Annotated in this window: 14 protein-coding genes and 1 tRNA gene; 7 read left to right on the top strand and 8 right to left on the bottom strand. The window is 65.5% G+C overall.

Going from position 1 to position 12388, the window contains the following annotated elements; translation table 11 throughout:
* Positions 1-89 precede the first annotated feature (89 nt).
* Positions 90-227: an entericidin A/B family lipoprotein gene (locus ACM0O9_RS16440; RefSeq protein ID WP_005407710.1), complete on the bottom strand. Its 138-nt coding sequence runs from the start codon at positions 225-227 to the stop codon at positions 90-92.
* A gap of 163 nt (positions 228-390) precedes the next feature.
* Positions 391-1311 carry an arginase gene (gene rocF / locus ACM0O9_RS16435; protein ID WP_005420594.1) on the bottom strand — a complete coding sequence of 307 codons (921 nt, stop codon included), beginning with the start codon at positions 1309-1311 and terminating at the stop codon, positions 391-393.
* 275 nt (positions 1312-1586) lie between these two features.
* Here rocF and ACM0O9_RS16430 point away from each other — a divergent pair, with 275 nt between their 5' ends.
* Positions 1587-2036, top strand: a complete 450-nt coding sequence (locus tag ACM0O9_RS16430) for a hypothetical protein (protein WP_065185633.1) — start codon at positions 1587-1589, stop codon at positions 2034-2036.
* A gap of 55 nt (positions 2037-2091) precedes the next feature.
* Here ACM0O9_RS16430 and ACM0O9_RS16425 read toward each other — a convergent pair whose 3' ends face one another.
* Positions 2092-2862, bottom strand: a complete 771-nt coding sequence (locus tag ACM0O9_RS16425; RefSeq protein WP_065185632.1) for a DUF3011 domain-containing protein — start codon at positions 2860-2862, stop codon at positions 2092-2094.
* Between the two features lie 586 nt (positions 2863-3448).
* Here ACM0O9_RS16425 and ACM0O9_RS16420 point away from each other — a divergent pair.
* The 4 genes from ACM0O9_RS16420 (at position 3449) to ACM0O9_RS16405 (ending at position 6896) form a co-directional block, all read left to right on the top strand.
* Positions 3449-3850, top strand: a complete 402-nt coding sequence (locus tag ACM0O9_RS16420; protein ID WP_065196026.1) for a hypothetical protein — start codon at positions 3449-3451, stop codon at positions 3848-3850.
* Between the two features lie 289 nt (positions 3851-4139).
* On the top strand, positions 4140-4739 hold the full coding sequence (locus tag ACM0O9_RS16415) for a hypothetical protein (RefSeq protein WP_139726619.1): 600 nt from the start codon (positions 4140-4142) through the stop codon (positions 4737-4739).
* 22 nt (positions 4740-4761) lie between these two features.
* Positions 4762-5886, top strand: a complete 1125-nt coding sequence (locus ACM0O9_RS16410) for an XVIPCD domain-containing protein (protein WP_081275771.1) — start codon at positions 4762-4764, stop codon at positions 5884-5886.
* A 185-nt stretch (positions 5887-6071) separates the two neighbouring features.
* The gene (locus tag ACM0O9_RS16405) at positions 6072-6896 is read left to right on the top strand and encodes a hypothetical protein (protein ID WP_414603803.1); all 825 of its coding nucleotides are present in this window, start codon (positions 6072-6074) and stop codon (positions 6894-6896) included.
* Between the two features lie 101 nt (positions 6897-6997).
* Here the strand turns inward: ACM0O9_RS16405 and ACM0O9_RS16400 are convergent.
* From ACM0O9_RS16400 to birA, 4 genes are all read right to left on the bottom strand, one after another.
* Positions 6998-7073: transfer RNA gene (locus ACM0O9_RS16400), tRNA-Thr, on the bottom strand.
* Positions 7074-7113: 40 nt separating this feature from the next.
* On the bottom strand, positions 7114-7962 hold the full coding sequence (locus ACM0O9_RS16395) for an SPOR domain-containing protein (RefSeq protein WP_065185600.1): 849 nt from the start codon (positions 7960-7962) through the stop codon (positions 7114-7116).
* Positions 7963-7971: 9 nt separating this feature from the next.
* Entirely contained in the window at positions 7972-8703 is a 732-nt protein-coding gene (locus ACM0O9_RS16390) for a type III pantothenate kinase (RefSeq protein ID WP_065185599.1), read from the bottom strand.
* Positions 8700-9668 (bottom strand): bifunctional biotin--[acetyl-CoA-carboxylase] ligase/biotin operon repressor BirA, encoded by a 969-nt coding sequence (birA, locus tag ACM0O9_RS16385; RefSeq protein ID WP_065185598.1) that lies wholly within the window; start codon positions 9666-9668, stop codon positions 8700-8702. The genes ACM0O9_RS16390 and birA overlap by 4 nt, the downstream gene beginning before the upstream one ends.
* A 144-nt stretch (positions 9669-9812) precedes the next feature.
* Here birA and ACM0O9_RS16380 point away from each other — a divergent pair, with 144 nt between their 5' ends.
* Together ACM0O9_RS16380 and ACM0O9_RS16375 are read left to right on the top strand one after the other, a co-directional pair.
* Positions 9813-10097, top strand: coding sequence for a hypothetical protein (locus ACM0O9_RS16380; protein ID WP_014645622.1), 285 nt, complete (start codon positions 9813-9815; stop codon positions 10095-10097).
* On the top strand, positions 10064-10855 hold the full coding sequence (locus ACM0O9_RS16375) for a M90 family metallopeptidase (RefSeq protein ID WP_171956254.1): 792 nt from the start codon (positions 10064-10066) through the stop codon (positions 10853-10855). The genes ACM0O9_RS16380 and ACM0O9_RS16375 overlap by 34 nt, the downstream gene beginning before the upstream one ends.
* A gap of 85 nt (positions 10856-10940) precedes the next feature.
* On the opposite strand, the gene ACM0O9_RS16370 is transcribed toward ACM0O9_RS16375, so the two are convergent.
* Positions 10941-12365 (bottom strand): ATP-binding protein, encoded by a 1425-nt coding sequence (locus ACM0O9_RS16370; protein ID WP_065185596.1) that lies wholly within the window; start codon positions 12363-12365, stop codon positions 10941-10943.
* Between the last annotated feature and the right edge of the window lie 23 nt (positions 12366-12388).

Raw genomic sequence — 12388 nt, 5'->3', positions numbered from 1 at the left:
CGCTTCGACACGTACGCTGCAGAGAAACGCGCAAGCAAAAAGGCCGGGGAGATCCCCCCGGCCTTTTTGCTTTCCGTTCCACTTCAGGCTCAACGGCCCTTGGCGGCATCCTCAACCTTTTCACCGGCCTTCTGCACGTCCTTGCCGGCACCGGCCACGGTGTTGCAACCGGCCAGCAGGGCCACCGAGAACATCGACAACAGCATCAGGGCAACTACGCGCTTCATGGGCTTCTCCTTGGGTTCGCCGCTATACCGCTTCATTCGCGGATGGGATTCTTTCGCTCGGCGGGAGGGCACCAATGCCCACTGCCGCCGCGTGAAGTGCAATCTGGCGGCAGGGGCGTGGAGCGGGCGTGAACGGTTCGGCGATCCGTTCAGCAGGGGGCGGTCAGTCGCGCATCAGGGTGGACTTGCCGAACAGGCTTTCCACCAGGTCCACGGCCAGTTCGGCGGTGGCATTCTGCTTGTCCAGCAAGGGGTTGAGCTCGACGATGTCCAGCGATCCCATGCGCCCGGTATCGGCGATCATTTCCATCACCAGCTGCGCCTCCCGATAGTTCACCCCACCCGGCACCGTGGTGCCGACGCCCGGCGCGATGCTGGGGTCGAGGAAATCCACATCGAAGCTGACGTGCAGGTGGGTGTTCTCATCAATGCCGGCCAGCGCCGCTTCCACGGCACGCTTCATGCCGTTCTCGTCGATGTAGCGCATGTCATAGACATCCACCTTGTGGGTCTTGATCAGGCGCTTCTCTTCCGGGTCCACCGAGCGGATGCCGATCTGGTGCATCTGCGCCGGGGTGATCGCCGGTGCGCTGCCGCCCAGACGGGTCAGCGCGTCCGGGCCGAGGCCGCACAGGCAGGCCACCGGCATGCCGTGGATGTTGCCCGACGGCGTGACATCGCTGGTGTTGAAGTCCGAATGCGCATCCAGCCACAGCACGCGCAGATTCTTCCCCTGCTCGCGGCACCAGCGCGCAACGGCGGTGATCGAACCGATGCCCAGGCAATGGTCGCCACCGAGCATGATCGGCATGCGCCCGGCCTGCAGCTCGGCGTAGCTGGCTTCCATCAGTGCGCGGTTCCAGGCCACCACCTCATCCAGGTGGCGGTAGCCCTCCACCGGCGCGGTCCACGGGTTGCGCGGGCCATCCAGGTTGCCCACGTCGCGCACGTCCACGCCGCGCGCTTCCAGCGCCTCCGGCAGGCCCGCCACGCGCAGCGCCTCCGGCCCCAGCCGTGCGCCGCGATGGCCCGCACCGACATCGGTGGGAACGCCAATCAGGGATACGGAAATGGGATGGGCCATGGGTGCCTCCTGCGGTGCGGAAAAAGAAGCACAGTCTAGCCAGAGCTGTGTGACACCACTCGCGGCGGTGCAGCAGGGCATGGGTCAGATCGCCGCGGCCTGCCAGCCGTATCCGGTCAGGCATTCCAGCGCTGGGTCGTCAGGAATTGGACCTTCCGCGATCCACCTCACATCCCGGTCGGTTTCGCCTCTTACGCAAGGCTGTTGTTGTGTCCACGCTGCGCAGGCACCCTGAAGGTGCCGCCTCACTTCCTCAATCATGGAGCACCACGCGCATGAAACATGCACTCAATGGACTTGCGGTACTGGCAATTGCCCTGGGCGGACTGTTTCCCGCCGCTGCCAGTGCACCCTCGCAACGCATCACGCATACGGTGACCACCGACGCGTATCCCATGCAGACGGCAGGCGCACGCCAGGTACTCGACTGGGTGGCGCAGCGGGTGAAGCCGTCGTTCGCCCCGCAGGGCTACGGCAACGTACAGGTGGAACGACAGGCAGTCTCCGTAGGCCTCGCGTCTGCACGCTCGGATGAATCGATTCCTGGAAAACTGCCAGACCAGGGAATTCCCGGTGAGATCTACCGGGTGGAAAACCTGCTCCCCGACGGCTCCCTGCAGACGTGGGAATTCACCTGGGTGGAGCCCTCATCCGGCCATGGAGGCGGCTGGAACGTAACTGGCTACACCTACAAGAAGGGAAATGACCCGGTGAACCAGCAGTAGCGGAACGGGGGCAACGCGCACCGCGCTGCCCCCTTAGACACGCCGCCGCCGCGCCTCAACCGCCGCGGCGGTGAACCGGCGTCAGGCTCTGCACCTGACCGTTGTTGCGCATCATGCACAGGAAACGGCCGTCGGGATAATCGATGATCAGTTCCTGGTAATCGCTGCCCACCGGCATCTGGGTGACCAGCGCGCCCTGAGCGCCCTTGCGCATGTTGCAGGCGCCCAACGCGGTATCGCCTGCCGGCGCCGGGGTGGTCACCGAAGACACATTGCGGAACACCGCGCGGCAGCCGCCATTGACCCACACCGAGTGCCGCGACAGGCCCCAGTTCCTGCCTTCCTCGCAGCGGGTGCGGCTGAGCTGGCGCACGATTTCCACATTGCCGCGGGTATTCAGATCGCACGACACCTGCTGCTCGCCAGTGGATTCGCAGGTGACTTCGCGCGGCAGCGCGGCATCGCCGGCGGCAGCGTCGCGAGGGCGGGCGCTGCTTGCAGCGGGCGCGGGCGTGCCGCTGGTACTGACCTGACAGATGCCATTGGCGCCGCCTCGGTCGGTGTAGCTGATCTGCGGCGTACCGTCATCGTTGCGGATGATCGACAGGGTGATGCCGCTGTTGGTATCGCGTGCTTCGAAATAGCGGTCGTTGAAGCGCTTCAGCGCCGTCTCGCGGCCCTGCACGTAGACCGGCCCGCCATCGTCTGCGTGAACATCGATGCCGCCCGGGCAGCTGGCGTTGAAGAACGGCACGGCGGCCATGGCCGGGGCTGAGAAGGTTGTGACCAACAGTGCGACGGTGAGCCGCAGGGCGTGGCGACGCATGGGCGTGTCCCGAAGGGCATGTGTCCCCAGTATGTGTCGGGGGTCTGCAAATGGTCTGTGAGGAGAATCAAAAAGCCGGCAGCGCATTCGGGCGTTTGTGTTTGCTATGGTAGCTGTGGAGCCTTGCCCGGGCTGTTAAGTCACCTTTACTTCGTGGGCCAGCTCAGGGCATGCGGCAGCGATGGTTCGGGCAGATTTCTCGCTGATGGCGCCACTGCGCAATCTGTCGCTTCTGGCATTGCGATGCCCGAAACGGGCCAAACGCGATAATTCATTTTTCCTCTCAGATCACCCGATGCCATCGAAACAAACGACTGGCAGGCGGGGATTTCGCGTGCGCATGATGAATCGCCACCTTCAGCGAGGGGGCCGGGATTTCCAACCCGAAGACTGAAAGCTGTATACGCTTGCCAGCCGGCGTCGTCCTTTCCAGGTGCGGCGCCGGCTGGCAATCCGTTCGCCGATCGACGGCGGGCGGTGCGTGGGGGCCTCGTGCCCACCGGCTAATTCAGTCCCGGGATTGGAAACCACGTATCGCCCGCCACCCTTCTCCGGTGGCATCTCTGTTCCTGCCGAGGATGCCCGCATGTCCAGAAACTACCACCCGTACCTGACCGCCACCCTCGGCGAGGCGGCTCTGCGTCTGCCACCTGAACTGGCGCAGCCATTGGAAGCCGCTTTCGCCGCTGCGAACGAGGCGCCTGCGTCCATCAACCTGCCCAGCTGCCTGCAGCGCATCCGCGCCGGTGACGCCGCCGATGGACAGCCGTGGACGGGGCCCGCCAGCACACCCGGCCAGGCCGTGGCCGCCGCACGCCGGGATCGCGCTGCGGTTGGCCTGGTGTCGCTGTTGGAGCTGTACCACGCCACCGAGCGCGTGCGCGTGGACGGGGAAGAGAAGGACGACATCGGCGACGGCACGCGCGAAGGGCTGATGCTGGCCTGCCGGGGGCTGGCGGAGTATGTGGCGTTGCAGGTGGGTAGCTGAGGCTGCGGCGGTCGCAGTGTGTGTGCGGCATTGATCGAAGGATCTGTCCGCGCCATACAGTGAGTTGACTCACCGGGTTGGGACGAGAAAACCAGCGAATGGCGGTTTCTTCATTTTCGTTCCATCGCCTTTGCGACCGGCGCCGCGCCGACGCATCATGATCGGCGCCTGTGCTTATGCTGCGCTGGCGTGCAAGCGCACACCCAAGGCACGGATCACGGACCCAATCCGCAGTCAAAAGATGCTGTGCTAGATTCAAGAGCGTGACAGTGGCGCGAGAGATGCTTTCATGGATGCGTGGGTCGAGAAATGCGATTCTTCATCAAAACGCGGACTTCGGCGCCGCCTCTGGATCGCAGCGCGTCGTCGCCTCGCGATCGTTATTCCGGCGCTGGTGCTGACAGCATGTTCGAGCGCCGCGACGCCGCCCCCATCAGATCATGTGAATCAAAGACAGGCCATCAAATCAGGGAGTGAAGCTGGTATGGAGCGATTCAAGAACAGCATCGAGCGATTGTCCAATGTGCGTTTTGGCGATATCGATGCGTTGAACGAACAGCTTCACACGCATCTTGGAAAACCGACCCGGCAGGGCCTGAGAGACGAGCGAACCGCAGAACGTGGAATGTTGGGCGGCCTTGAAGTTCGGAACATCTCACTGAGAAGTGCTGTCGATAATCCTGCGCAGGCGAAGCTGACCTTCGATGTCGCGCCACCGAGCGTCGCGCTCAAAGAAGTCATCTGGGAGGGAACCGCGCAATATCCACCTCGGCCTGATGCCCCTGACTCACGCCCTTACTGGACCGCGCCAGTGAACGGTGCTGAGGTTGTACTCACTCTGGCCCCTGACAATGCGACATTGACCCACGTATTGATCAGTCAGCGTTGACCCCCAGGGCAGGAGCTCCAACATGGAACGTACTGAAGACTCTGTACTGCCGCAGCCGCAGGGGGGGCCTCGCCCAGGACCCGTACGTCGGCCGGACTCCCCGTTAGCTGACCCCTCGCTGGCGCCGCTTCTAGCGAAATCCCCAACACTTCGGGCGGGTCTCGCACAGGCCGAGCGCGACGATCTGGAGGTTGTCTGGGGACAAGCCGGTAGGGGCACCTATCTTGTTCCCGGTGAGAAGATCGTTATTGACGAGAACGCGGTTGGACAAGGCTCCAGAATCGCGCGCTCTCTTTCACACGAGGTGGGGCACCATCTCTTCACCGAACGTCCCGATCCGACGTCCAAGCAAACCTATGTAAACACCCTGCTACGCGGAGAAGCCGCTGCGACGCTCAGTAATGTCCAGGTCCAGCGTGAACTAATTGCGGCCGGTGGACCAGACATTGGCGTGTCGGGTACGGGTAATCGACCGCAACAATATGGAGCCATTGCCGTTGAACTCCAGGCCGGGCGCATCAATCGAAACCAGGCGCTTGGACAGATCGCTGAGGTGTTCAAAACGGAGGCTCCTTCTGTTGGTCCTCATGCGACATACGAGCTTTACTATGGCGCGCACTATGATCAGCACATAGCACCCACGCAGCGTCGACGTAGGCCCGAGCCAGAATTTGACGCCGAGCGCACTTCGGCTGCGGAAAGAGACGCCGTGGTCGCCGACGACTCACTCTCAGTGCAGCGAACAGCTTCCTCAGTAGCTGAACTCGGAAACGCTGACCGCTCTCTCTACATGCAGATAAGAGCGGGTGTGGAACGCTTGGACGCCCAGAGCGGGAAGCAGTGGGATGAGTCGAGCCAGCGCTTGTCCGCGAGTCTGTTGGTGCTCGCGAAGGAGCAAGGGTTTTCAAGAGTTGACCACGTTGTATTGAACAACCCGACAGAGTCCCTTGCACGTGGCGAGAAAGTCTTCATCGTCGAGGGGGCGATGGACGATCCTGCCCAACGCCGTGGAACCATGAATACGATGGACGCGCTTCGCGCGCCTGAAGCAGAGTCCCTTCATCGCGCTGAAGCGTTGGCAGCAAATCTTGAACAGCCGCCAGCGCAGCAGGTTCATGCGCAGGACGGGCCATCGTTCTCAAGGTAAGGCCGTCGACGCAACCGCTCTGCCGCCTTTCGAACAAATGGGAGTACCTGAAGCAGCGCAAAGAGGCGCTGACTCATGGGAATGGGGGCGATTATCCTAGTCGAACGGATGACCTGGTTGTCGTGGAACACCTGACACGATTCGCTGGAGCGGAGGCATCAGCCCCGCTTTCATGTGGGGACAAGATGCGCACAATTGCAATCTTCCTGGTTGGCGTCTGCACCATTGTTCTTTCAGGCTGCGCGACTACCACACTTCCCAATGGGGTTGCTTCAGCGGGATACACTGAAGTTGTTTCCGTCCCTCTAGGCCCTCTCCGTTACTTCCATACGACTTCTGTTCTACCGGGGAAGAACGCCGTAGGCGCTACGAACCTCGTCCGCTGCACGAACACCGCGCGGACGATCAACCTGCAGATCGCGAACGGGCTGGCGCTTGATGCCGCAGATGTGTGCGCACGTATCGATGCTGCGGCTGCGGCATCCGAGTCATGGATACCGGCAGCATCAAACAGGTACCGAATCCTTCTTGTGCCGGAAGGCACTGCTGGGGCAATACGAACAAGATCGCTTGGCCTCTTTGCCACAGGCAGGCAGCTTGCGTTTGTGGCACCTGTATACAGCAATCAACATAGAACCTTCGCGAATCTTGTTGACTTGGTTGCGCACGAAAGCTTTCACGCTTTAGGCCACGCTGAAAAAAATCCCCGAGGACAGGATGAAAGAAGCGCCTACTACGCGGGCCTGTGCGCGCAACTTCGGATCAACGGCCTCATTGCAGAAGAAGACTTACCGGGGGCCCCTCTCGCGTCCGGCGATCAGGCGGTACGCTACTCCTCGCAGGAAGCCTATCGCGTGCGCCTGGAAACCTATCCGTTGCTGGCGGACGGAGGCATCCGGCTTGGAGCTTCATCCGGCGACTTGATGCTGGACCGATGCCAGCAGATCAGAAGCGAGGTTGTCGGGCTTCAGTCGAGCTCATTAGTTCCTCCTGGGGGTCTGCTTCCCTGAGGTCAGCGTAGGGACGGACGGCAGACGCAGGAAAGCCAGCGTACTGCGCTGGCCTTTTTCGTTGAAACCCCTGTTTTCAAGGCGTTTCAGAGCTTCCCAGGTGGTGCCGCTTATCCGAATCGAACGGATGACCTACTGTTTACAAGACAGTTGCTCTACCAACTGAGCTAAAGCGGCATGGGTGGTGCACCGGCGGCAGCGCCGCGGTAAGGGGATTCTAGCGCAACCGCGTGCATTCCAGCGACCGGCTCTGCGCCGCGCCGCTGCGCTGCTGGGCCTGGGCCGGCTGCGTGCCCGCCGCCAGCTGCCCTTCCAGCCACCATTGGCCGGCGTCGCCGCTGGCGACCAGGCGCGGCTGGAAGCCGGCGGCCTGCACCGCCGCCATGCGCCGTTCGGCGCCTTCGCGGTTGCGGTACTGGCCCAGCGCCACGGCGTTGGCCTCCTCACCCTGGCTGATGATGTAGTAGTCGCTCAGGCCGGCGGCGACGATGCGTTTCACGGTGGCCTGGGCTTCGTCACGGTTGGCGGCGGCCGGCAGCATCACCCGGTAGCGGGCACTGCCGCTGGCAGCGGGCTGTTCGCGCAGGCGCACCTGGCTGAGCAGCGTGCCGGCCTTGCCCTGCGCGCTGCTGGCGGCGGCGCGGTCGGCGAACGGGCCCAGCGCGACGCAGCGCGGCGGCTCGGCGGCCGCGGGCGGGGCTACGGGCTTTTCCGCTGCCGGAACGGGTGCAGGCGGTGTTACCGGCTTGGCAGCGGCAGCAACCAGCGCAGCCTCAGCCACCTGCGGCTTGGCGATCTCCGGCTTTGGCGGCGCAACGGGCGCGGGTGTCGCAGCCACCGCGGTCTTCGCCGCCGGTTCGCGCTCCATCAGCGGTGCAGTCGGGGCGGCGGCGGTGGCCTCGGCTGCGGCATTGGCATCCACGCCACCGGGCACCCAGCGCAGCTCGGCGACGCCAGCCGGTTGCGGCGCAGGCGCAGGCTTCTGCGGCGCCTCGCGCAGCAGCCACCAGCAGGCGACGCCGAGATTGAGAATGGCCAGTACGACGATCAGGGCACGGGTGAGCATGCGCGGATACTAGCGCGCGGGCTGGTGCACCGCCCAGCGGGCGAGGCCATCCAGCACCAGCGAGGGGTGGTAATCGGCAGCGGGCAACAACGGCATCAGCGCCGCTGCGCCGCCACCGTGCACCAGCAGCGACGGTGCCACGCCCAGCAGCGTGTGCGCGTGCTGTGCGCTGCGTTCAATCAGCGCCACCGCAGCGCCATCGCAGCCGGAAGCCAGCGCGTCGGCGGTGTCGTTGGCGAACTCGCTGTAGCCGCCACCGGTCGCGGGCAGCTGCACGGCACGGGCGTGCAGTGCTTCGCGCATGGTGGTGGGCGATGCGGAGATGCGGCCACCGTGGTGCTGGCCGTCGGCGTCGAGCAGGTCAATCGTCAGCGCGGTGCCCACGCCGACCACCAGCACCGGGCGTTGTGCCTTTGCGGCAGCCAGCAGGGCCAGGAAGCGGTCGACGCCGAACTTTTCCGGCTTGGCATAGGCAATGCGCACGCCGGCGCATTCGGCGCTGGTGCGCACCACATGCACATGCTCGAAGCGGCGCTGCAGCTGGTCCAGCATCGCGCTGGTCAGCGACGGTGCGGCCACGCTGGCCACGAACGCGGTGCGGCCGCTGGGCAGGCTGTGCGGCGGCTGCCCGGCCATGCCTTCGGCGCCATGCGCCCAGGCCTGTACGTCACCGGCACGGTCACCCTGCAACGGCGCGAACTTGAAGCGCGAGTTGCCGAGGTCGAACAACCAATCGCTCATGCCGCCCTCACGCTGACTTCGCCGGCGTGCAGCAGGCGTTCCTGGCCATCGATGCGCACGCGCAATGCGCCGTCATCGGCCAGGCCAAGCGCAGTACCGTGCTGCCACTGCCCGTCCAGTTCCACGCGCACTTCGCGGCTGGCCAGCATGTCGAAGGCAGCGTAGCGCGGCAGGAACGGAGCGAGGCCTTCGCGATCGAATTGTTCCAGCGCCGGCAGCAGCCGCGCCAGCACGGCGGCAACGACCACGTTTCGATCCACTGGCTTGCCAGCCAGCGTGTCAAGGTCCACCCACGGCTGGGTGATCTGCTCGCCGAACGACGGCGGCATGTGGGTGTTGATGCCGATGCCGATCACCGCGCGCGCCGGGCCGGCGTATTCGCCACCGCCCTCGGCAAGCAGGCCGACCAGCTTGCGCTTGCCATCGACGATCAGGTCGTTCGGCCACTTCAACTGCGCCTGGGTGTAGCCCAGGTCGTGCAGCGCTTCGGCCACGGCGATGCCGGCCACCAGGCTCAACCCGGCCAAGCGGCCCAGGCCGCCGGAGTACAGGCGCATCACCGACAGGTAGATATGCGCGGCCAACGGCGAGGCCCAGGTGCGGCCACGACGGCCGCGGCCGCCAGTCTGGCGTTCGGCCAGCAGGACGCTGACTCCGCGCTGGGGCGCGCTGCACCGCAGCAATTCGGCGTTGGTAGAGTCCACCGTCCAGGCCACCTGCAGGTCGTGCAGCAGGGCCTGGGCATCGGCGGGCAGGCCGGCGCGGATCGCCGCCGGGTCCAGCAGGTCGACCGGGCGGGTCAGGCCATAGCCCTCGCCAGCACGGCCCTCGATGTCCACACCTGCGGCCCTAAGCCCTTGAATACGCTTCCAAATAGCCGCCCGGGTCTGGCCCAGCTCTCGGGCCAGGGCGTCGCCGGACAGGCGACCGGCAGCGAGTTTGGCCAGCAATTGGCGATCGTCCACGGCAGCTTCCACGAAGTCAGGCAGGAATTATGCGGGAAAGCCGCCAGCGACGCCTGCCACGCTGGGTTCCGCAGGGGCTTCCAACGGGGCGCCGGGTTCGGGCTAGAATCGGGAACTCACCCTCCCTTAACGTGGATGTCGTCAATGCGCCGTTATGCCCATTGCCTGATCCTGCTGATGATGCCCTTCGCGGCGTCTGCAACGGCAGCGCTGGACGACAGCCGCGGCGCCTGCGTGTCCTCCAACGGTGATGCCGCCTCGCAGCGCGCGCCGACCGCGACCGCCTCGGCTGCGACCACCAAGCCGGCACCGGTACGCCCTGCGGCCAGCAGTGCCACCAGCACCGGGGGCGGCGGCAGCGACGACGACGTGCTGCAGCGCATCCGTGCGCCGAAGTGGCACAGCTACCTGCCGGGAATGTTCCGCTGATCAAGTCGTTGCTGCAGTGGCTGCGGCCCTCGCCGCGGCCGATCGACGATGCGCTTTGGGAAGACGCCTGCCGCCGTGCGGCCTGGCTGCACGGCCTGGACGACGAACGCCGCGCGCGACTGCGCGTGCTGGCCACGCGCTTCCTGCATGAGAAGACCATTACCCCTGTCGGTGAACTGCAACTGCAGGCTGGCGATGGCGTGCTGCTGGCGGCGCTGTGCTGCCTGCCGCTGCTGGAATTCGGTGAAGTGGGGCTGGAAGGCTGGTCGCAGCTGATCGTCTACCCGGATGCGTTCCGCGTGCACCGCAGCCACATGGATGCGGCCGGCGTGTTGCACGAGTGGGATGACGAGCTGATCGGCGAGTCGTGGGACAGTGGTCCGTTGATCCTGTCCTGGGCCGATGTGCAGGCCGACCTGGCCGCGCCGCACGACGGCTACTGCGTGGCGGTACATGAGATGGTGCACAAGCTCGATGCACTGGATGGTGCGATGGACGGCACACCGCCGCTGCCGCGGCAATGGCAGCGCGAGTGGGCGGCCACGTTCCAGCGCGCCTACGACGCCTTCTGCGCGCAGGTGGACGCCGGCGAAGAGACCCTGATCGATCCGTATGCGGCCGAGGCGCCGGAGGAGTTCTTCGCGGTGAGCAGCGAGTACCACTTCTCGGCACCGGATCTGCTGCAGCAGGCGTTGCCGGAGGTGGCCGCGCAGCTGCGGCGGTTCTATGGCGAGCCGCCGAAGATCGAAATGCCGTAGTGCCGGCCGCTGGCCGGCAACCTCATGATCTTCGATGGCATTGCTTGGTTGCCGGCCAGCGGCCGGCACTACCGATCAACGAGGTTTACGGCCCCGGCGGCAAGCGCACTTCGAAGCGGGCGCCACCCAGTTCGGCCGAACGGCCCACGCTCAGTTCGCCGCGGTAGTCCTTGATCAGGTCCTGCACGATCGACAGGCCGATGCCGTGGCCCTGCACGCGCTCGTCGCCACGCACGCCACGCTGCAGCACCTTGCCGATGTCATCCGGGGCGATGCCCGGGCCATCGTCGTCCACCGCCAGCAGCAGGCCGGCACGGCGCGCGTTCGGCGCCGGCAGCGGCTGCGCGGTCAGCAGCACGCGGCGGTTGGCCCACTTGAAGGCGTTCTCCAGCAGGTTGCCGAGCAGTTCCTGCAGGTCACCCGGCTCGCCGTGGAAGCGCGCGGCCGGGTCGATATCGAATTCGCACAGCACGCCCTTGGCGGCGTAGACCTTTTCCAGGCCACGCACGATTTCCTCGGCGTTGGACTCGATCGGCAGCGGCGCGGAGAACAGCTTGTGGCCCGACGAGGCCGCGCGTGCCAGCTGGTACGAAACCAGGTTGTTCATGCGCTGCAGCTGCACGTCCAGTTCTTCGCGCAGCGCACCGTCGCCGGCGCCGCTGTCCATCTGCGTGCGCAGTACCGCGATTGGCGTTTTCAGGCTGTGCGCCAGATCGGCAAGGGTATTGCGCTGGCGCTCGAGGTTCTCGCGCTCGCTTTCGATGAAGGCGTTGATGCTGTCGGTCAGCGGTTCCAGCTCGCGCGGGTGGCGCTCGCTCATGCGCTCGGTCTCGCCGCGCTGCACCTTGGTCAGCTCGGTGATCACCCGGCGCAACGGGCGCAGGCTCCACTGCAGGATGACGGTCTGCAGCAGCAGCAGGATCAGGCCGATGCCGCCCAGGTAGAACCAGACGCGGCCACGGAACACGCGCAGCTGCGCACCCAGCGCGCGCGAGTCTTCCATCACGTAGATGGTGTACGGGAATTCGGTGGCGGGGTCGGCGTCGGCGCCCCACACCAGGCCCAGGCCATAGCGGTACACCGAGCCCTGGCTGCCATCGATCTGGATCATCGGCAGCGGACCTTCGAACACTTCCTGGCGCGGCGCCAGCAGGCCGCCACCGACGGTGGGCAGCATCGGGCCTTCGGCGGACATCGAATTGCCCTTGCCGTGCGGCATCACCACCTGCAGGTACAGGCCACTGCCCGGTACGTCGAAGCGCGAATCCGGCGGCTGCTCGCGGATGTACAGCGAGCGGTCGCGGGTGAAGTCGATGCCGGCCGCATAGGAGGTGGCGTAGTTCTTCAGGCGCTCACGCAGGTTCGCCTTCGCCGTATCGGCGAAGGCGGCGTCGAGCGCGTAACCGGCCAGCGCCAGGAACGCGACCAGGCCCACGGACGCGGCGAGCATCTGGCGCGCCTGCAGTGAGCGCGGCCGCCAGCGTCGGAAGAACCACAGACGGCCGGACATCGTGTTATCGCCAGGGTGAGCCG

The organism is Stenotrophomonas sp. FR012 (assembly GCF_047520565.2).
Lineage (GTDB): Bacteria > Pseudomonadota > Gammaproteobacteria > Xanthomonadales > Xanthomonadaceae > Stenotrophomonas > Stenotrophomonas sepilia.
Note: the sequence above shows the minus strand (reverse complement) of the source record. Positions and strands in the feature narration are given on the sequence as shown.

What these genes read in the sequence shown, in the direction of transcription:
- ACM0O9_RS16440 (WP_005407710.1), bottom strand. Translation starts at nt 227, where the DNA reads ATGAAGCGCGTAGTTGCCCTGATGCTGTTGTCGATGTTCTCGGTGGCC.
- rocF (WP_005420594.1), bottom strand. Translation starts at nt 1,311, where the DNA reads ATGGCCCATCCCATTTCCGTATCCCTGATTGGCGTTCCCACCGATGTC.
- ACM0O9_RS16430 (WP_065185633.1), top strand. Translation starts at nt 1,587, where the DNA reads ATGAAACATGCACTCAATGGACTTGCGGTACTGGCAATTGCCCTGGGC.
- ACM0O9_RS16425 (WP_065185632.1), bottom strand. Translation starts at nt 2,862, where the DNA reads ATGCGTCGCCACGCCCTGCGGCTCACCGTCGCACTGTTGGTCACAACC.
- ACM0O9_RS16420 (WP_065196026.1), top strand. Translation starts at nt 3,449, where the DNA reads ATGTCCAGAAACTACCACCCGTACCTGACCGCCACCCTCGGCGAGGCG.
- ACM0O9_RS16415 (WP_139726619.1), top strand. Translation starts at nt 4,140, where the DNA reads ATGGATGCGTGGGTCGAGAAATGCGATTCTTCATCAAAACGCGGACTT.
- ACM0O9_RS16410 (WP_081275771.1), top strand. Translation starts at nt 4,762, where the DNA reads ATGGAACGTACTGAAGACTCTGTACTGCCGCAGCCGCAGGGGGGGCCT.
- ACM0O9_RS16405 (WP_414603803.1), top strand. Translation starts at nt 6,072, where the DNA reads ATGCGCACAATTGCAATCTTCCTGGTTGGCGTCTGCACCATTGTTCTT.
- ACM0O9_RS16395 (WP_065185600.1), bottom strand. Translation starts at nt 7,962, where the DNA reads ATGCTCACCCGTGCCCTGATCGTCGTACTGGCCATTCTCAATCTCGGC.
- ACM0O9_RS16390 (WP_065185599.1), bottom strand. Translation starts at nt 8,703, where the DNA reads ATGAGCGATTGGTTGTTCGACCTCGGCAACTCGCGCTTCAAGTTCGCG.
- ACM0O9_RS16380 (WP_014645622.1), top strand. Translation starts at nt 9,813, where the DNA reads ATGCGCCGTTATGCCCATTGCCTGATCCTGCTGATGATGCCCTTCGCG.
- ACM0O9_RS16370 (WP_065185596.1), bottom strand. Translation starts at nt 12,365, where the DNA reads ATGTCCGGCCGTCTGTGGTTCTTCCGACGCTGGCGGCCGCGCTCACTG.